This is a genomic window from Burkholderia sp. HI2500 (genome assembly GCF_002223055.1).
Taxonomy (GTDB): domain Bacteria; phylum Pseudomonadota; class Gammaproteobacteria; order Burkholderiales; family Burkholderiaceae; genus Burkholderia.
Window position 1 is genome coordinate 776,556 of the sequence record NZ_NKFL01000006.1, and the last position, 17,745, is coordinate 794,300.

14 protein-coding genes are annotated in these 17,745 nt (G+C 65.1%); 7 read left to right on the forward strand and 7 right to left on the reverse strand.

The window, feature by feature from the left end; genetic code table 11:
- Positions 1-185: 185 nt before the first annotated feature.
- From CFB45_RS21265 to CFB45_RS21280, 4 genes are all read left to right on the forward strand, one after another.
- Positions 186-434 (forward strand): helix-turn-helix domain-containing protein, encoded by a 249-nt coding sequence (locus CFB45_RS21265; RefSeq protein ID WP_089427234.1) that lies wholly within the window; start codon positions 186-188, stop codon positions 432-434.
- A gap of 3 nt (positions 435-437) precedes the next feature.
- Complete coding sequence (locus tag CFB45_RS21270) at positions 438-1,772, forward strand: type II toxin-antitoxin system HipA family toxin (RefSeq protein ID WP_089427235.1); 1,335 nt, start codon at positions 438-440, stop codon at positions 1,770-1,772.
- 414 nt (positions 1,773-2,186) lie between these two features.
- On the forward strand, positions 2,187-3,443 hold the full coding sequence (locus tag CFB45_RS21275) for an oxalate decarboxylase family bicupin (RefSeq protein ID WP_089427236.1): 1,257 nt from the start codon (positions 2,187-2,189) through the stop codon (positions 3,441-3,443).
- A gap of 84 nt (positions 3,444-3,527) precedes the next feature.
- Entirely contained in the window at positions 3,528-4,835 is a 1,308-nt protein-coding gene (locus CFB45_RS21280; protein WP_089427237.1) for an Nramp family divalent metal transporter, read from the forward strand.
- On the opposite strand, the gene CFB45_RS21285 is transcribed toward CFB45_RS21280, so the two are convergent.
- The 7 genes from CFB45_RS21285 to CFB45_RS21315 all read right to left on the reverse strand — a co-directional run bounded on the left by CFB45_RS21285 (position 4,739) and on the right by CFB45_RS21315 (position 12,542).
- Positions 4,739-6,094 carry a hypothetical protein gene (locus CFB45_RS21285; protein ID WP_256978299.1) on the reverse strand — a complete coding sequence of 452 codons (1,356 nt, stop codon included), beginning with the start codon at positions 6,092-6,094 and terminating at the stop codon, positions 4,739-4,741. The genes CFB45_RS21280 and CFB45_RS21285 overlap by 97 nt on opposite strands.
- A 27-nt stretch (positions 6,095-6,121) precedes the next feature.
- Positions 6,122-6,664, reverse strand: coding sequence for a class I SAM-dependent methyltransferase (locus CFB45_RS21290; RefSeq protein WP_144025216.1), 543 nt, complete (start codon positions 6,662-6,664; stop codon positions 6,122-6,124).
- Positions 6,665-6,834: 170 nt separating this feature from the next.
- On the reverse strand, positions 6,835-8,424 hold the full coding sequence (locus CFB45_RS21295; RefSeq protein ID WP_089427239.1) for an ABC transporter substrate-binding protein: 1,590 nt from the start codon (positions 8,422-8,424) through the stop codon (positions 6,835-6,837).
- Positions 8,425-8,560: 136 nt separating this feature from the next.
- Entirely contained in the window at positions 8,561-8,896 is a 336-nt protein-coding gene (locus CFB45_RS21300) for a sugar ABC transporter ATPase (protein ID WP_089427240.1), read from the reverse strand.
- A 257-nt stretch (positions 8,897-9,153) separates the two neighbouring features.
- Positions 9,154-9,483, reverse strand: a complete 330-nt coding sequence (locus CFB45_RS21305; protein WP_089427241.1) for a hypothetical protein — start codon at positions 9,481-9,483, stop codon at positions 9,154-9,156.
- A gap of 174 nt (positions 9,484-9,657) precedes the next feature.
- Positions 9,658-11,217 (reverse strand): DHA2 family efflux MFS transporter permease subunit, encoded by a 1,560-nt coding sequence (locus CFB45_RS21310; protein ID WP_089427242.1) that lies wholly within the window; start codon positions 11,215-11,217, stop codon positions 9,658-9,660.
- 422 nt (positions 11,218-11,639) lie between these two features.
- A complete protein-coding gene (locus tag CFB45_RS21315) occupies positions 11,640-12,542 on the reverse strand; it encodes a LysR family transcriptional regulator (protein ID WP_089427243.1) in 903 nt (300 codons plus the stop codon).
- A 145-nt stretch (positions 12,543-12,687) separates the two neighbouring features.
- Between CFB45_RS21315 and CFB45_RS21320 the strand changes: the two genes are divergently transcribed.
- The 3 genes from CFB45_RS21320 (at position 12,688) to CFB45_RS21330 (ending at position 17,725) form a co-directional block, all read left to right on the forward strand.
- Entirely contained in the window at positions 12,688-14,721 is a 2,034-nt protein-coding gene (locus tag CFB45_RS21320) for an FUSC family protein (RefSeq protein WP_089427244.1), read from the forward strand.
- A gap of 803 nt (positions 14,722-15,524) precedes the next feature.
- Positions 15,525-16,700, forward strand: a complete 1,176-nt coding sequence (locus tag CFB45_RS21325; protein ID WP_089427245.1) for a hypothetical protein — start codon at positions 15,525-15,527, stop codon at positions 16,698-16,700.
- Between the two features lie 125 nt (positions 16,701-16,825).
- A complete protein-coding gene (locus tag CFB45_RS21330; RefSeq protein WP_089427246.1) occupies positions 16,826-17,725 on the forward strand; it encodes a hypothetical protein in 900 nt (299 codons plus the stop codon).
- Positions 17,726-17,745 lie beyond the last annotated feature (20 nt).

The window sequence follows — 17,745 nt, forward strand, 5'->3', positions numbered from 1 at the left end:
AAAATCATCCGCGCCAGCGGATAAAAACTATGGTGTGAGGATAGGTGATAGGGGGCGAAAGGGGGCGTGAGCATGGCGGTGGATTATTCCTGACAGGCATATTTTGCGTTTATGCCTGACAGGAATAATTTGCGTTTATGCCTGTCAGGAATATACTGCGTTTATTGTCTCCAGGGATCCACACCGTGAATTTCATCGTCAACACGCCCGCGCAACTGGGCGAGATTCTGTCGTCCGCGCGTCAGGCCAAGGGCCTGACGCAGGCCGAAGCAGCGATGCGGATCGGCGTGGGCCAGTCGCGCCTGTCGTTGCTCGAATCCACGCGTACCGAAAGCCTGTCGCTTAGCCAGTTGCTCGAACTGACCGCGTTGTACGGTCTCGAGCTCAGCATCCGCACGAAGGACGGGCGCGGCTCCGTCGACGTCGAGTGGTAAGCGATGGGACGCAAATCGCATACTCGCGCATTGTCGATCTGGGCAAATGGCCAGAGGGTCGGCACCTGGCGGATTCCCGCGCGCGGCGACATGGAACTGCTGTACGACGCAGGCTGGAAGCAGTCGAGCGTCGGCCGCCCGTTGTCGCTGTCGTTGCCGTTTGGTGTCGGCGACGCGCCGCTGCGCGGTGAACGCATCAATCACTACTTCGACAACCTGCTTCCGGACAGCGACGTCATTCGGCGCCGCTTGGCGGCAAGGTTCGGCATAGCGACGACCGAGCCGTTCGATCTTCTCGCCGCGCTCGGTCGTGACTGCGTCGGGGCGGTGCAATTGCTCGGCGAAGACGACGTGCCGACCGGCCTGGATCGTATCGACGGCGCGCCGTTGTCGGACGACGACGTTGCACGTGTGCTCGACCAGGCCAGCGGCGTGGCGGTCGCGGCCGGAGACGACGACGATTTCCGGCTGTCGCTGGCCGGTGCACAGGAAAAGACCGCGCTGCTGTTTCACGACGGGCGATGGATGCGCCCGCATGGCGCGACGCCGACGACGCACATTCTCAAGTTGCCGCTCGGCCTCGTTGGCAACAAGCGGGCCGACCTCACGGCTTCAGTCGAGAACGAGTGGCTGTGTCTTGCGATCCTGCGCGCCTTCGGCTTGCCGGCCGCCAATGCGGAAATCGTGCAATTCGGCGCGTACAAGGTGCTGTCGGTCGAGCGTTTCGATCGCGCGTTGCATCGCGACGGCGGGTGGCTGTTGCGGTTGCCGCAGGAGGATTTCTGCCAGGCGCTCGGCGTGCCGCCTCACCTGAAGTACGAGTCGCACGGCGGCCCCGGCGTGCCCGACCTGGCAGGTCTCCTGCGCCGTTCGGAAACGGCGCGGGAAGACCTCGACACACTGTTCGCGGCGCTGATCGTTTTCTGGATGCTCGCGGCGCCGGACGGGCATGCGAAGAATTTCAGTCTGCGCCTGCTGCCGGGCGGCCGCTTTCGCCTTACGCCCCTCTACGATGTGATGTCGATCTGGCCGGTCGAAGGCGACGGCGCGAACCAGTGGTCATGGCACAAGGCGAAGCTGGCGATGGCCGTGCACGGCAAACGCAAGCACTACGCGATGCGCGACATTACGCGGCGGCACTTCAGCGCGATGGCCGAACACTGTCTGCTCGGTGATATCGCGACGCCGATCGTCGAGCGGCTCATCGCCATGACGCCGCAGGTGATCGAATCTGTCGGTGCGGCGCTGCCCGCCGGTTTTCAGACGCGGGTCGCGGAACGCATTCTGGGCGGACTGCAGTTCGCCGCGCAACGGCTCGACGAAATGCCGCGGGAATGAAGCGCATCCCGGACGGGTTACCCGGCGTTCGTCGTATTCGCATTCGCACGCTTTCGTCCAGATGATCAGTGATGCATAGCGATTGCGCTGCATCGCGATCGTGCGTGACACATTTCATCCTCTTCCTGTCGCCAATCCAGGCGTCGCCGCTGCGCCCGGTCGCATTTCCACCTCCACCTGACACGACCGATTCATCGGCATCGGCCGCCTGCACCCCGCATCTCATCACGCCTCAATCATTACAAAATTAAAGCGAATCAGGTTAACTCATCAATTCAGGTTAATAATTCATTTAATTTTTAGATGAATATGGATTTAACTTGCGTCACGGGATGTTCGATTTTCGATAATCCGAAAAACGGCATGTGTTCCGTAAATGGAAATTCGCACAATCGCAGGCATGAAGAGGAAATCATGACGAATCTTTCTCGACGCAAGATGCTGGCTGGAACGGCCGGCGCCATTGCCGCGGCGGGTATCGCCGTATCGGCCAAGGCTGCTTCGTTCGGTAATCCGGACCGCCCGCCGGAAGGCGCGGTGAATGCGCGCAACCGCCAGAGCCTGACCGACCCGGGGCCCCAAAACCCGGCAATCGCCAATCAATTCCCGTCCTTTCAGGATCCGCCGGCTACCGATATCAATGGGATGCCATTATTCTGGGCGTCATTCAATAACGCCCATAAACGCATTCAAAATGGCGGATGGGCACGTGAAGTCACGCAGGACGATTTTGCGATTTCCGAAACCATTTCCGGCGTCAACATGCGCCTCACGCGTGGCGGCATTCGCGAGATGCACTGGCACCAGCAGGCCGAGTGGGCCATCATGCTCGACGGCCGCTGCCGGATCACGGTACTCGACGAACTCGGCAGGCCATCGGTGCAGGACGTGAAAACCGGCGATCTCTGGTATTTCCCACCCGGTCTGCCGCATTCGCTGCAGGGCCTCGGCACCGACGGCGCCGAATTCCTGCTCGCGTTCGATAACGGCCGCGCGTCCGAATTCAACACGCTGCTGCTGACCGACTGGATCGCGCACACGCCGCCCGACGTGCTTGCGCTCAACTTCGGCGTGCCGGCCGACGCGTTCAGGAACATTCCGCTCGACAACCTGTGGATCTTCCAGGGCGACGAACCGGGCCCGCTGGCGGAAGCCCAGCGCGCGTCGGCGTCGTCGGCCGGGGCGCCGCCGCATCCGTTCATCTTCTCGCTCGGCGACATGAAGCCGGTCAGGAAGACCCGCGGCGGCGAAGTGCGGATCGCGGACAGCACGAACTTCAACGTGTCGACCACGGTCGCAGCGGCGCTCGTCACCGTGCATCCGGGCGGCATGCGCGAGCTGCACTGGCACCCGAACGCGGACGAATGGCAGTACTACCTGCAGGGCGACGCACGGATGACCGTGTTCGACACGGGGCCGAAGGCGCAGACGGCCGACTTCCGCGCGGGCGACGTCGGCTACGTGAAGAAAAGCCTCGGACACTACGTGCAGAACACCGGCAGCACCGACCTGGTGTTTCTCGAGATCTTCAAGACCGACCGCTATGCGGAAGTGTCGCTGTCCGACTGGCTCGCGCATACGCCGCCGCAGCTCGTCGAAGCGCACCTGAACGTCGCGCCGGACGTGATCGCGCAGTTTCCGCGCAACCGTCCCGACGTCGTGCCGCTGTAACGCCGCCGCCTCGGCCGGCAGGCGGCATGCCGGCCACGGCGCCCGAACTTCAGAAATCCTTCCTCATTCGAACGGAACCTCACCATGATTCCCGTCACGAGCAAACGTGCCGGCGGCTTCGCGCTGCCCGACCTGTCCACCGCGCACCCCGATGGCGCGGCGCGCGCCGCGCTGGAAGGGCGCCGCACCGGCGTCGCCGCGCTGCTGCCGTTCGTCGGCCCGGCCGTGATCGCGTCGATCGGCTACATGGATCCCGGCAACTTCGCGACCAACATCCAGGCCGGCGCCGCGTACGGCTACCGGCTGCTGTGGGTCGTGCTGGCCGCGAACGCGATCGCGATGCTGTTCCAGGCGATGTCCGCGAAGCTCGGCATCGTGACCGGCCGCAATCTCGCGGAGCTGTGCCGCGACCGCTTTCCCGCGCCGGTCGTGTGGGGCATGTGGGTCGCGGCCGAGATCGCCGCGATGGCGACCGACCTCGCCGAATTCCTCGGCGGCGCGCTCGCATTCGGGCTGTTGTGCCACCTGTCGCTGTTCGCGGGGATGATCGCGACGGCGCTCGCGACCGGCGCGATCCTCGCGCTCGAAAAGCGCGGCTTCCGGCCGCTGGAAGCCGCGATCGCGGCGCTGGTCGGCGTGATCGGCGCGTGCTATCTCGGCGAGTTGCTGATCGCGCCGCAGGACTGGCATGCGGCCGCGTTCCACCTGATCGTCCCGCAGATTCCGGATCACGCGGCGCTGACGATCGCGGTGGGGATCATCGGCGCGACGATCATGCCGCACACGCTGTATCTGCATTCGGGTCTCACGCAGGATCGCACCGCGCCGCGCGACGACGCGGAGCGGCGGCGGCTCGTGCGCTTCTCGAATCGCGAGGTCGTCGTCGCGCTCGGGCTGGCCGGGTTCGTGAATCTCGCGATGGTGATGATGGCGTCGTCGGCGTTTCACGCGAGCGCGCCGGGCATGACCGACATCGGCGACGCGTATCACACGCTGATCCCGGTGCTCGGGCCGGCGGCCGGCGCGCTGTTTCTCGTCGCGCTGCTGACGTCGGGCGTGTCGAGTTCGGTGGTCGGCACGATGGCCGGGCAGGTCGTGATGCAGGGCTTCATCCACCGCCGCATGCCGGTCTGGGTGCGGCGCGCGGTGACGGTCGTGCCGGCGTTCGCGGTGGTCGCGCTCGGCTGCGATGTCACGCGTGCGATGGTCGCGAGCCAGGTCGTGCTGAGTTTCGTGCTGCCGCTGCCGATGATCGCGCTGCTGTTGCTGTCGGCGCGCACGGACGTGATGGGCGCCTACGCGATGCGGCCGCCGCTGCGGATCGTCGCCGGCGCGGCGACGGTCGTGATCGTCGGGTTGAATGCGTACCTGGTGTGGGCGGCCTTCAATTGAACGGCCGCGGGCCGGCCGCCTACTGCTGCATGTCCGGCGCCTCGCGAAGCCGCCAGATCACGTTGCATTGCTGGCCGCCGAGGCTCGTCGAGCGCAGCGTGATGACGGTGCCGGCCGCGACCTGATACCAGAAATGCGCCATCAGCTCGGTGCCCTTGCGTTGCGCCTGCCCGTCGACCAGCACCTCGCACAGCAGCGGCGACGGCGAGCCGGACGGATGCGTGACGTAGACGTTCAGCCGCGCGATGTCGCGGGTCGCGGTGAGCACGATTTCGTGGTTTCCGCTGCCGATCAGCATCGTGCCGCCGGGTTCGTCGATCGCCTGCAGGTAGGCGCCGGTGCTTTCCTCGATTGCCGCGCCCGGCCGAGCGGACGTAGCCGGTCGCCGCGATGCGCGCGGCAACCGTGTCGGATTGCGCCGGCGTGCCGTCCGACAGCGCGAACGGCATGCCGTCGCGCAGCGCGGCGTCGGTGTGGTTCGGGTAGTAGCGCCACCGGTCGAGGAAGCGGATATCGCCGGTCATGTGCAGCGCGCGGATCGGCTCGCCGTGATACCGGAGCGTCGTCGTGCCGGTGCTGGCATCGAACGCTTCGTGAATGCCGTACTTGCTGACGAAGTTCTGGACCGGATCGAGCAGCGCCGTTTCACCCTGTGCGCCCCACAGGTGCAGGAAGGTCGTATCGATTCCGAAGCATTCCTGGAAATCGGTGCCGATGCGGGCGATGCAGTCGCGCAGGTGGTGGGCATAGCGTGTCCAGGCATCGGCGGTCCCGGCCACGAGCCCGGCCTGCAAGGCGCCGCCGTGGCGCGCGGAGACTTCGTCGACGACGAGACGCCAGTGATGGTCGCGCCGCTCGCCGATCAGCGGCGTGACGACGAACGTGCAGAACAGCGGGTCGGGGCACGCGTGGATCCGGTCGTCGCCGATCTGCGAGAACAGGTCGAACCCCGGTGCGCAGAACCAGATGTCGGCGTCGTACAGCGCGAGCTTGCGGATCTGCGGGTGGCGAGCGCAATACTCGGCGGCCTCGATGAAGCGGCCGACCGGCAGCGCATACGCGCCCGATGCCTCGATCACGTCGACCGCCTGGCTCGCCAGGATCTGCCGCTTGCGTTCGGAGAGGCCGTAGCCGATCACCGCGATCCGGCCGTCGTAGCCGGTGTGCCGTAGCGACAGCAGGAACGGCACGAGCATTTCGTACCACGCGCGGTTGTTGTCGTTGATCGCCACGCAGACCGCGTGCTCGCTCGAATGCATGTTCTTTCCCCGGTGTGCGTGCCCGGCTCAGTAGCCGACGTGGCGCTCGCAGACGACCGCGCCGCAGCCGCGGCTGTCGTGATACGTAATATGAAACTGCTTGTTGTCCCACAGCCACTGGAACACGGCTTGATATACGCCTGCCGTGGTCATGTCGTGCAGCACGATCTTCTTGCGCACCAGCGGGCCGAAGCGGTTCAGTTCGGCGAGCGTCTGCTCGTACGTGTGCGTGGTGTCGATGAACAGCAGGTCGGATGCCAGCGGCTCCATCGCCAGATCGTCGGCGATCCTGAATTCGAAGTCGACCGACAGGTCTTTCGCGGCCTGCTCCAGTTCATGCCGGATCCGGAAGTGCTCGTCGGAGATGTCGACTGACACGAGGCGCTTGGGTTGCGCGAGCATGAAGGCCGTCGTGGTCAGCCCGGTGAACACGCCGAGCTCGAGGATGGTGTCGCACCCGGTCGCCGTTTCCGTATAGAAGTCGAAGCGGGAAGGGCTGTCGCCGAGCCAGCCGATCGGTTCGATCTGGTACTGCAGAAACGCCATTCTCAGTTGTTGTAGCGTGCGCATCCTGTTTTCCTTCGCGAACCGGATTCGGTGGTGGTTGCCAGCGCCGGGACCCGCCGGCCCCCGCGGTGCCGGCCATTGTAGATCGCCGGCCGCCCCTCGCCCTAGCGCGGGCGCGGCGGTGGCGGCGATTACCCGCGCGCCGGCAGGGCCGGCCGCGCGGGCAGCCCCGATTACTTCGCGAGCGTGCGGTATGACACGAGGTCGTTGATCGGCCCGATTTCCGGCCCGGTCGCGCCGGGGCGCGTCGCGACCTGCACGACCTTCTCGAACATGATGATGAACGGCGAATTCGCGAGCACGGCCTTCTGCAGCGCTTCGTAGCGCTGCGCGCGCTTCGCGGGCGACGGCTCGACGAGCGCGGCCTCGGTGTCCTTCGTCAGTTGCGGAATGTCCCAGCTGTTGCGCCACGCGAGCATCTTGGTCGGCGACTGGTCGGAGTTGTCCGGATTCCACGCGAAGCCGCGCGCATTGCTGTTCGGGTCCATGTAGTCGGGCGACCATTCACCGATGAAGATGTCGTGCTGGCGCGCGCGATACTTGCCGATCGCCTGCTTCGCATCGCCCGGAATCAGCTTCACGCGGATGCCGCCTTGCGCGAAGTTCGCCTGCAGCGCCTGCGCGATCTCGAGGTACGGATAGTCGTTCGGCATGTCCATCGTCACGTCGAAGCCGTTCGGCAAGCCGGCCTTGGCCAGTAGCGCCTTCGCCTTCGCGACGTCCTGCTTGTACGGCCGCGCGTTCGACGCACCGAGGAAGCCTTCGGGCAGGAAGGTTTCATGCACCTTGTAGGTCGTGCTGACGATGTTGCGCTGGATGCCGTCGTAGTCGACGAGCCATTTCATCGCCTGCTGCACCTCGGGTTTCGCGAGGTTCGGGTTCTTCGTGTTCAGGCTCAGGTACAGCAGCGCGGACACCGGCCACGACGTGACCTTGATCTTGCCGGCCTTCGTCAGCGCGGCGAGGCTGTCGGGGCTCAGGTTGCGCGCGGCGTCGGCGTCGCCGTTCTCCAGCAGCAGCCGTTGCGCGGATGCTTCGGGCACGTGGCGCAGCACGACGCGCTTCATCGGGTACGGCGTGCGGTATTTCTCGAAGCGCTGCAGCACGATGGTCTCGTTGGGCGTCCACTTGACGAGCTGGTACGGGCCCGAACCCGCGTCGTTGGTCCGCAGCCAGGCGCTGCCGAAATCGTTGCCTTGCTGATGCGACAGCAGCAGCTTCTTGTCGAAGACCGATGCCGGGCACGCGCTCAGCACGTTGAGCACGAAGCTCGGCGCGTACTTGCGGTCGGTTTCGAGCACGACGGTCTGCGGATCGACCACGCGCACCTTCTGCATCACGTTCGCCTTCGTGAGGCCGAGATCGGCGAGCACGCCGGCCGGCCCCTTGTCGAGCAGGATGGTGCGCTGCAGCGACCACGCGACGTCGTCGGCGGTCACCGGGTTGCCGGAGTGGAACGTGAGGCCGGGGCGCAGCTTGAACGTGTAGGTCACGCCGTCGGCGCCGACCGTCCACGATTGCGCGATCTGCCCGTCGAAGCGTGTCGGGTCCTTCAGGTCGACGCGCACCAGGCGTTCGTAGGTGTTCGCGACGTATTCGGACGGCACCAGCTCGTAGATCCCGCTCGGGTCGAGGGTCGTGAATTCGCCGAGCTGCGTCGCGACGACGAAGATGCCGGGCGGCGTGGCCGCCTGCGCCGGCAGTGCCGGAACAAGCGCGACGAGCGCGGCGCTGACGAACAGGCGGGACAGCAGGTGCTTCATGCGGGCTCCGTTGAAAGGGAATCGTGGGTGCGATTCTCTCATCGACGGCTGCCCGGATGAAAATATTCGGCGTGCGCGCCGACGGGGTGGCGCGCAGCCGCGAGCCGGGCGGGCGCCCGGCGTCGGCGGGTTCGAATCAGATCGCGCAGCGCGCGATCGCGAAGCGCATCGCTTCCTCGGCCGGCTCGTTGCCCGAGCCGCGCACGACCTTGATGACCGAACCGTTGCCCGACGGCGTCAACGTGACGAAGTACGAGTTCGAGCCGACCGCGATGTCGGTCACGCCGTTGTGCTGCGATTGCTCGGTGCCCGACAGGCGGCTGTCGAGGCAGTTGGCGACCGCGTAGGCCGGACGTTGCGACGACACGTAGATCATCGGCGCTGCACCGGAGGCGGAGCCCGGGTCGGACGAGGGCGCGGAACCGCAGGCGGCGAGCAGGGCGGCGGGAAGGAGCAGCAGGAATCGTTTCATGATGGGTCGTCGTGGGTCTCGTATCGAGGCTGGGGCGCGGGGGAGGCGAAACGCGAAGCTTCGCGACGAAACCGCCCGGAATCGGGCCGTTTTTGACGGATGACGATGCGACAGGCGGCTGACGACGGAGTATACCCGCAGCGTTTGAAGCCGTTGGCGCGTTGAAACGATTCGATACACAACAAGCACCCGCTACCGCATCGCGGCAGCGGGCGTTTCAGGTGACGGCGAATGGGCACTTGCCGGTGTTGTCGATCTTATTGGCCGATCTGGTGGCTGACCGCATTTTCCTGCTGGTTCAGCACGTGCTTTTCGCTCTTCGTGATGTGGCTGTGATCCTGCGCAGCCATGTCCCGCTCTTCCCGGCGGATCTTGCGGTCGTCACGGTGCAGGCGCGCAGCTTCGGCGTGCGACATCTCGCCTTCCTTCACTTCGTGATGGATCCGGCGATTCTGGTTGGCGAGGCGCTGGTTGACCGCTTCGCGGCGCGGATGCGCCTGTTGCCACGGCGTATCGGCGAACGCGGTACCGGTCAGCACCGACATCAGGGTCGCGGCAATCGCGAGATGGCGGGTCAGGGCTCGCATGGTGTGTTCTCCTGTCGTTGCGCTCCGGATCGTGGGCGCTTGTCCAAAAAACGCGGAGCGGGCACCGGCTGTTGACGTTTCCTCGTGTATCGATTGCAAGTCTTTATTACGTCGGCGTGTGACGGCGCGAGCCCCGGCGCGTGCAGGACGGGGCCCGACCGTCGCGCACTCGGGTCAATGCGCGCCGGCCGCCGCCGCATCGGCATCGCCGCCGCCGGAGCGCTTCGGTTTCGTGATCCAGATGAGCGGAATGATCGCGATGAAGATGATCGCCGACACGTAGAAGATGTCGTTCAACCCCATCACGGCCGCCTGCGAATCGACCGACGCGTTGAAGAACGCGAGTGCCGAATCGGGGCCGAGGTGCAGCAGCGAGCGCGTCGTGTCGACCTGCTGCGCGAAGACCGGATTGGTGACGCTCGCCTGTTCGGTGAGCCGCACGTGATGCAGGATCGTGCGGTCGTTCCATGCGTTGCTGATCAGCGACGTGCCCACCGCGCCGCAAAACGTGCGGCCGAAATTCGACAGGCCGGCGGCGGCCGGGATCTTCTCCGGCGGCAGCCCGGACAGGATGATCGACGTCAGCGGCACGAAGAACATCGCCATCGGGATGCCCTGCAGCAGCGTCGGCAGCACGAGATCCCAGCGCGACACGTCGGTGTAGAAGGTCGTGCGCATCATGAACACGACCGCGAAGCCGACGAACGCGAGTGTCGCGATGTAGCGCGGATCGGTGCGCGGCAGCAGGCGCCCCATGACCGGCGTGAGCAGGATCGCGAACACGCCGAGCGGCGCGGTGGCGAGCCCGGAATCGACCGCGCGGTAGCCGAGATAGCCCTGCATCCACTGCGGCAGCAGCACCAGCGTGCCGAAGAACATCCCGTACGCGACCGAGATCGCGATCGTGCCGCCCGCGAAATTGCGCTGCGTGAATAGCCGCAGGTCGACGATCGGGTTCGCCTCGTGAAGCTCCCACACGAGGAAGAACGCGAAGCCGATCAGCGCGACGATGCCGAGCGCGACCACGACCGGCGAGTTGAACCAGTCGAGATCCTTGCCCTTGTCGAGCATGATCTGCAGCGACGCGACCCACAGCACGAGCAGCAACAGGCCGATCGTATCGATCGGCATGCGTTTCGTGGCCGATTCGCGGTCGCGGAACACGATCCACGTGACGGCGGCCGCGAAGAAGCCGACCGGGATGTTGATGTAGAAGATCCACGACCAGTTGTAGTCGTACGTGATCCAGCCGCCGAGCGACGGCCCCGCGATCGGGCCGACGAGCGCCGTCATCGACCACAGCGCCAGTGCGCTCGACGATTTCTGCCGCGGCCACGCGCCGAGCAGCAGCGCCTGCGACAGCGGCGCGAGCGGCCCGGCGACCGCGCCCTGCAGGATCCGTGCGGCGAGCAGCGTCGGCAGGTTCGGCGCGATCCCGCACAGCCACGACGCGAACACGAACAGCAGGATCGACGTGACGAACAGGCGCACCTGGCCGAAGCGCTGCGTGAGCCAGCCGGTCAACGGAATCGACACCGCGTTCGCGGCCGCGAAGATCGTGATCACCCACGTGCCTTCGTCGACCGACACGCCGAGGTCGCCCGAGATCGTCGGAATGGCGACGTTCGCGATCGACGAGTCGAGCACGTTCATGAACATCGCGAGCGATACCGCGATCGTGCCGATCGCGAGGCGGCCGCCCGATAGCGGGGCTGTAGTGGACGGAGAGGACATGGGTTTCCTGCGTAAGGGACGTAATGGACGTAAGGGGCGGAACGGATGCGACCCGTTGCGGCGGGCACGCGCGGCCGCACGCGGCCACGCACGCGCGCGCGAAAGCGACGCACGGACGGCGCGGCTGCTGAACGGGAGGAAGCACGGCGCGCGCGACGCGGCCCGGTAGAGGGGGCCGACGCGTGCGACGTGCTGCTCGATCGAATGCACGAAGCCGTGGCGGGCTTCGGGAGGCGGAATGCTGCCGGTCAGGAAGGCGGGACGCGCGTGACGCGCCTGCGGGCAGCGGTCAGGCGGCTGCCGTCGCGTGTGGAATGGTTTTGCATCGCGACAGGCTAACGATGTGGCGAGCCGCCATCAACACGTGCCGGCTCATTAATCGATTTCGCTTGCTGCAATAATCGCTGGGCGAACCGTGCCGGTTACGGGGCGGTGCGCCAATCGTCGAACACTTCCGCGAGGAATTCGACGAATGCGCGCACCTTGCTGTCGAGCGTCGCGCGCCGCGGATACAGCACGTGCAGCTCGACGTCGTCGGTCCGGTGCCAGTCGGGCAGCACGATTTCGAGCTCGTTCCGCTCGAGCCGGCGGGCCGTGTAGTGCGTCGAGACCAGCGCGATGCCGCCGCCGCTCGCGGCCTGGCGCAGCACCGTCACCGATTCGTTGGTGATCAGCACCGGCCGCACCGGCACGTCGGCCACTTCGCCGGCCGCATTGGTGAGCCGCAGCGTCAGGCCGGGCGCGTCGCGGCCGACGAGCAGCAGGTCGTGCTGCGCGAGATCCTGCGGCGTGGCGGGCCGGCCGACGCGGTCCAGATACGCGGGGCTCGCGGCGAGCTTCGCCTGCGACCAGCCGAGCGAGCGCGCGATGTAGCTGGAGTCCGTCAGCACGCCCGCGCGCAGCGCCACGTCGAAGCCATGCTCGACCAGATCGAGCGGGTTGTTGTCGTAGATCAGCACGAGCTGGACCAGCGGGTAGCGCCGCCGAAACTCGGCGAGCGCCGGCTCCAGCTCGAACAGGCCGATCGAATAGGGCACCAGCACGCGCAGCATGCCCTCCGGCGCCGTGCGCAGCGCGCGGGCCTGGCGGTCGGCGTCGAGCAGGATGTCCTCGGCGCGCAGGCAACGCTCGTAGTAGTCGCGTCCGGCTTCGGTGACGGACACACGGCGCGTGGTGCGGTACAGCAGCTGGACGCCGAGATCGTCCTCGAGCTGCTTGACCTTGCGGCTTACGCGGCTGAGCGGCATGTCGAGGTGCGTGGCGGCGGCGGTGAAGTTGCCGCGCTCGACCACGCGCAGGAATATCCGGATGCTTTCGAAGTCCATACGAGGTGCTTCAGTGTTCGACCTGCGCGCATCTTACCTGTGCCGGCCGAATTGCTTCGTGCGGCGGCGATTATCCTGCCCGGTGCAATAACGCATCCTGTCCGCGCCTCTTAGTGGCGGCGGCGCGCCCCCGTATGCTCGCCGCATGAAATTCGCCTTGCCCTCTCTACCGCCGCTCGCGGCCGTGCGCACCGCGCTGCGCGACGCCCGGCCGACGCTGCCGCCCGGCGCCCTCGGCTTCGCGTTGCGCAACACGGCCGCGTCGCTCCTCGCGCTCTACATCGCATTCCGGATGAATCTCGACGACCCGAAATGGGCCGCGTCGACGGTGTGGATCGTCGCGCAGGGCAGCCGCGGGATGGGTTTGTCGAAGAGCCAGTACCGGATTCTCGGCACCGCGATCGGCGCGGCCGTCGCACTGGTGCTGACCGGCGCCTTCGCGCAGACGCCCGAGCTGTTCCTGCCGGCGCTCGCCGCGTGGATCGGCCTGTGCGCGGGCGTCGCGACCTTCCTGCGCAATTTCCGCGCGTATGCGGCGGTGCTCGCCGGCTATACGGCGGCGATCATCGCGATGGACGCCGTCTCCGCGCCGCTGCACGCATTCGACATCGCGACCGCGCGCTTCCTGTACGTGGTGGTCGGCATTCTCTGCGGCGCGGCGTTCGAGACGGTGTTCGCGCCCGGTTCGCCGCTGGCCGACGTCCGCACGCGGCTCGCGCGCTATCTCGACCGCGCGGTGGCCGTCGGTGCGGGCGCGCTGCGCCGCGAGCCGAACGGCGCCGCCGTGCACCGGCTGTTCGCGGACGCACTCGAACTCGACACGGCGGCCGAATATGCGGCCGCCGGCGATCCGCCGGTGCGCAACGCGATCGGCCATCTGCGCGCGGCGGTGCTGGGTGTGCTGTCCGCGCAGGCCGCGGGGCAGGCGCTGCACGAGCACGCGGCGCGCAGCGACGGCACGCCGGAGCCGCTGGTCGCCGATGCCGCGCAGGTGCTCGATGGCGTGGCGGCGTCGGGCGAAGCGGGGCCTGCGCTGACCGCATTGCGTGCGCGCGTGGACGACGCGGTGCGCGCCGAGGCCGCGGAGCCGGCCGGCTCCGATCCGTCGCGCCTGCTCACGCTCGACCGGCTGGCGGCGCTGCTTGCCGGGTTCGACGCCGCCTTTGCGGGCAAGGCGCAGCTGGACCGGCCGAATCCGCCGGCGTCGCGCGTGCGCTATGCGTTCCACCACGATCCGGTGCTCGCGTGGCACAACGGCATTCGCGCGTTCGTCGCCGTGCTGGTCGCATCGGCGCTCTGGATCGTCACCGCGTGGCCGTCGGGCGCCGGGTTCGTCGCGATCACGGGCGTGGTCTGCGCGCTGTTCTCGACGCGCTCGAACTCGGTCGGCGCCACCGTCGGCTTCCTGAAAGGGGCGGCCTGCGCGGCGGTCGCGGGCGCGCTCTGCAATTTCGTGCTGCTGCCGGCGGTGTCGGGCTTCGAGATGCTCGCGTACATCCTCGGCGTGTTCATGATCGGCACGGGCATCGCGATGCGCAATCCGCGCACGGCCGGCATCGGCAGCGGCTTCTCGATCTTCTTCTGGAATTTCACGTCGCCGGACAATACGGCGCGCATCGGCGATGCCGCGTTTCTCAATTCGGCGCTCGCCACGCTGCTCGGCATCGCGTTCGGGGCGCTGGTGTTCGCGCTCGTGTTTCCCGGCGATCCCGGCACGAGCCGGCGGCGCCTGCATCGCGCGGTGCGCGACGATCTGGTTCGCATCGCACGCAATCCACGGGCATGGCGGGCGAGTGCGTGGCTGAGCCGCACGGCCGACCGTCTCGGGCGCGAACTCGGTTTCGCGGGCCGTCTGTCACCCACGCTCATCGAGCGCGACCTGCGCGATCTGCTCGCGGCCTGGACGATCGGCGACAGCCTGTTGTCGCTCGCCGAACTGGCCGCGCGCGAGCCGGCGGCGCGCCGGGCGGTCGCGGTTGTGCGGGGGCGGGTCGGGCGCGCGGATTTCGCGCGGCTGGCGCGGACCAGCAACGCGGCTGCCCGCATGCTGCTGCGGCGCGTGACCGAAGTCGACAGCGACGACGGCCGCGCACTGCTGCGCGGTGCGGTGCTGCTGAGAACGATCGCGGAGACGGCGGCCGCGCACGATGGCTTCCTGCGCGCGGTAGCGTTCGTCTGAAATCGGAAGGAGTGGTGCAGTCTCTCCTTCGAAAAACACCTGTCCATCGACGTTGAATGAGGCAGGCGCACCCTGAGGCTTCAGTTTTCCGCTTTGCCTCGCCGGGGAATCATTCGTCAGCGGTATCCAGTTCCGTGGTGTCGTTGCTCACCTTTTTCCCCGGGGCGACTGACGGAATCCAGACCTGAGCGCTTGAATTTATCAGCGTCTGTTCCAATGGTTACTTCCCACCGGTATTCGAAAAATTTGAGCACTCTTGCAGTGCGTTCACATATTTGGCGAGGAGTCCGCTCACTCCCGTGCGCAATTCTATTTTCGGAATAACGTCCATGGTCGAATCCAATTTTTTTGTTGAGCAGCGATCGAGGGACCAGCGCAACGCAGGCAACAACTCCTGCTGTCCACGCGACAAGCACTCAACTCTGTTGTCGTAATGGAGCGGAAAGGGGATATTTTTAATTTAATGCGAACCTATTTATATTGATTCTTGGATTATTGAATAATATTGACGATTGATGAATCGAATTGGGCTGATATAAATGACAGCTTTAAAGTTTATGTTTTTTATCTATGTTTTATTCATGCGGCTGGTTTGATTATTAAGTGTGTGCATAGGAGATTCCGGGAAAAGCGAGGCGAAGTCGTGAAAAACGCCGGGTCAACGCGAAAAACGAGGCGCTCGACTATGGCGTGGCAATGTGGTGGCCGCAGTAATGCGGGAAGGTGCAGTGGATTGATAGGTTTGCTTGCAAAATAATCGGGGCATTTAAATCGTGCATTAAAATAACACAAAGGTGAATGTCATGGCGGATCCAAAAAACTTCGTTGATCTTCAAGCTGGCTTCTACAACGCACTCGCCCAGGGTCTGGGGTACTCCAACCAGGACCCGTTTCAGGTGATTCAACCGTCGCCTCCGCTTCTGGATGGAGAGGGCGCGGATGACTTGCTCTGGGCCTATTTCAACAATCTTCCCGTCGCGTCTCTGACGGGGAACACGCAGATCTCGGGCGGCAATCAGTTTCTTGCCAATTACCAGGCAGTGATGTCTGCATTGCAGTCAGCACCGAACAACTTCCAATCGACGCTCGGCCCGGCATGTTGGGATAGCTATCAGGCTGCGCTGAAGCAGGACAAGAGCCTGACGAATCCCAAGAAGTTTCGCAATTGGGCGCTATACAACGGAGCGTGTTCTGCCGTTGCAGTGTCGGGCGCGTCTGCCTTGGCGGCTGCGGAGCTTGATCCGATCTTTGCTGCGCAGTTGAACGTCGAACCCTACCTCCCGGCCGGTGACGAGTCGGTTGACTTCGTGCCCGGCTACTCGAAGATGCTTGCCTTGCTCAAGAAGGCGCCGTATCGCTCCTTCAATGTCGGTACCAACAGCTGGCAAACCGATGTGTCCAGCACGTGGACCCAAGGTTCGAACAGCGGTTTCTTCGGGCTATGGGGCGGCAGCAGCTATACGTCCACGTTGAGCCAGAAGTTCGCCTCCGGCGGTGTATCGGTGGACGCGAGCTTCCGCAACGTGCTGCCGTTCAACGTGACCCCGGGCACGTGGTACAGCTCGGGCGCGTTCGGCCTCGCATTCAACAACCCGGGCAGTGCGCCGTGGAAGCCCGGTGTCAAGCCCAATTGGGAAACGACATTCGGCGCGTCGGGCAACATGCAACGGTTCGCATCGACTCTCGTGATTGTCAACGAGATGAACATCAAGGTTACGTCTAACGCGTCCTATAGCGAGAGCGAGCAGGAGCAGATCAGAAATAACTCGTCCGCCGGTTTGTGGCCATTCTATTGCTCCAGTAGCTCGGGCGGTTCCAACACGTCGACGGCGTTCAATGCCGCGGGAAACATGACCGTCACGATCACCTCTCAGAAGAACGTACCCGTTGTCATCGGCTGCATCGTTCTTTCCGCAAGCCACTATCTCGGCCATGAGTCGCTGGCGTCGAAGATCCTTACCGAGAAGTTCTACAGCTGACGTCGGGCAGTGATACCTGAGCCGGCATTCCGGCCATTTGCAGCAGGAGGTCGCTGCGCCGTGCTCATTTCGGGCGGGATCCCCTGGATCCCGCCGACTTGCACAACCGAAGAAAGGTCAATCCCATGGCTTCATTCGTCGAACTGCAAGACCGCTTTATCACCGCGGAGTTTGCGGCGCTCGGGTTTTCTCGGTCGGGCGGGCAAGTGCTACAGCCGGCCGCATTGCTCCGCTCCGGGGATAACGAGTCACTGTGGTCCTGCTTCAACACCATTCCGGCCGACTTGCCGGTCTTTGCGCCAAGCGGTGGCGACACGTTTTTTGCGGCATATTCCGCGTTGATCGACTCATTGATACCTGGATCCGCTCTGCTCGATCCGATCGCGGCAGCAAAGCATCGCCTCGATGTGTGGGGGCGGCAGCCCCCCGCCTGGAATGTCGACTATGCCGGCCTGGTGAAGCAGCTTGCGGTAGCCCCTAGCGTCACGTTTCCGTTCGGCAGCAACGCCGAGCCGAATACAGAATTCTGGGGCCTGTGGGGCGGCAGCGATTCCATCTCGGGACCGAGTGCGCAATTCGCCGCCGGCGACGTGTCCGGTCAGTTCGAATTCAAGCACGTGCTTCCGTTGTCGGCAACGCCGTCCAACTGGTACGTTTCTTCAGCGCTGTCACTTGCGCACGCGACGAAGAGCGGCGACCCGTGGAATCCGGGATCGGCGATCAATTGGCAATCGACGTTTGGCCCGCACGGCAACATGCAGCGCTTTGTTGCAAGCTTGCTTGTCGTATCGGGTCTGAATGCCGAGTACACATCGAGTGCGTTGTTTAGCAAAGCCGACCAGCAATCGATCCAAGCCAGTCAGGCGAAGGGTATGTGGCCGTTCTACTTGAGCGGCTCCGGGATTTCCACCCATATTCACTTCAACAGCGAGAACCAGATGACGGTGCAAATCGCCAGCGATCGGAATGCGCCAATCGTCCTCGCCGCGTCCGTGGTAAGTGCAGCGCAATTCCTCGGAGGGTAAGGGGCGCGACGCAATGGCGC

Excerpts from the sequence above, each read along its gene's own strand:
- CFB45_RS21300 (WP_089427240.1), bottom strand. The coding sequence starts at position 8,896 with ATGAAACGATTCCTGCTGCTCCTTCCCGCCGCCCTGCTCGCCGCCTGC.
- CFB45_RS21295 (WP_089427239.1), bottom strand. The coding sequence starts at position 8,424 with ATGAAGCACCTGCTGTCCCGCCTGTTCGTCAGCGCCGCGCTCGTCGCG.
- CFB45_RS21285 (WP_256978299.1), bottom strand. The coding sequence starts at position 6,094 with ATGCATTCGAGCGAGCACGCGGTCTGCGTGGCGATCAACGACAACAAC.
- CFB45_RS21320 (WP_089427244.1), top strand. The coding sequence starts at position 12,688 with ATGAAATTCGCCTTGCCCTCTCTACCGCCGCTCGCGGCCGTGCGCACC.
- CFB45_RS21330 (WP_089427246.1), top strand. The coding sequence starts at position 16,826 with ATGGCTTCATTCGTCGAACTGCAAGACCGCTTTATCACCGCGGAGTTT.
- CFB45_RS21280 (WP_089427237.1), top strand. The coding sequence starts at position 3,528 with ATGATTCCCGTCACGAGCAAACGTGCCGGCGGCTTCGCGCTGCCCGAC.
- CFB45_RS21315 (WP_089427243.1), bottom strand. The coding sequence starts at position 12,542 with ATGGACTTCGAAAGCATCCGGATATTCCTGCGCGTGGTCGAGCGCGGC.
- CFB45_RS21305 (WP_089427241.1), bottom strand. The coding sequence starts at position 9,483 with ATGCGAGCCCTGACCCGCCATCTCGCGATTGCCGCGACCCTGATGTCG.
- CFB45_RS21310 (WP_089427242.1), bottom strand. The coding sequence starts at position 11,217 with ATGTCCTCTCCGTCCACTACAGCCCCGCTATCGGGCGGCCGCCTCGCG.
- CFB45_RS21290 (WP_144025216.1), bottom strand. The coding sequence starts at position 6,664 with ATGCGCACGCTACAACAACTGAGAATGGCGTTTCTGCAGTACCAGATC.
- CFB45_RS21325 (WP_089427245.1), top strand. The coding sequence starts at position 15,525 with ATGGCGGATCCAAAAAACTTCGTTGATCTTCAAGCTGGCTTCTACAAC.
- CFB45_RS21270 (WP_089427235.1), top strand. The coding sequence starts at position 438 with ATGGGACGCAAATCGCATACTCGCGCATTGTCGATCTGGGCAAATGGC.
- CFB45_RS21275 (WP_089427236.1), top strand. The coding sequence starts at position 2,187 with ATGACGAATCTTTCTCGACGCAAGATGCTGGCTGGAACGGCCGGCGCC.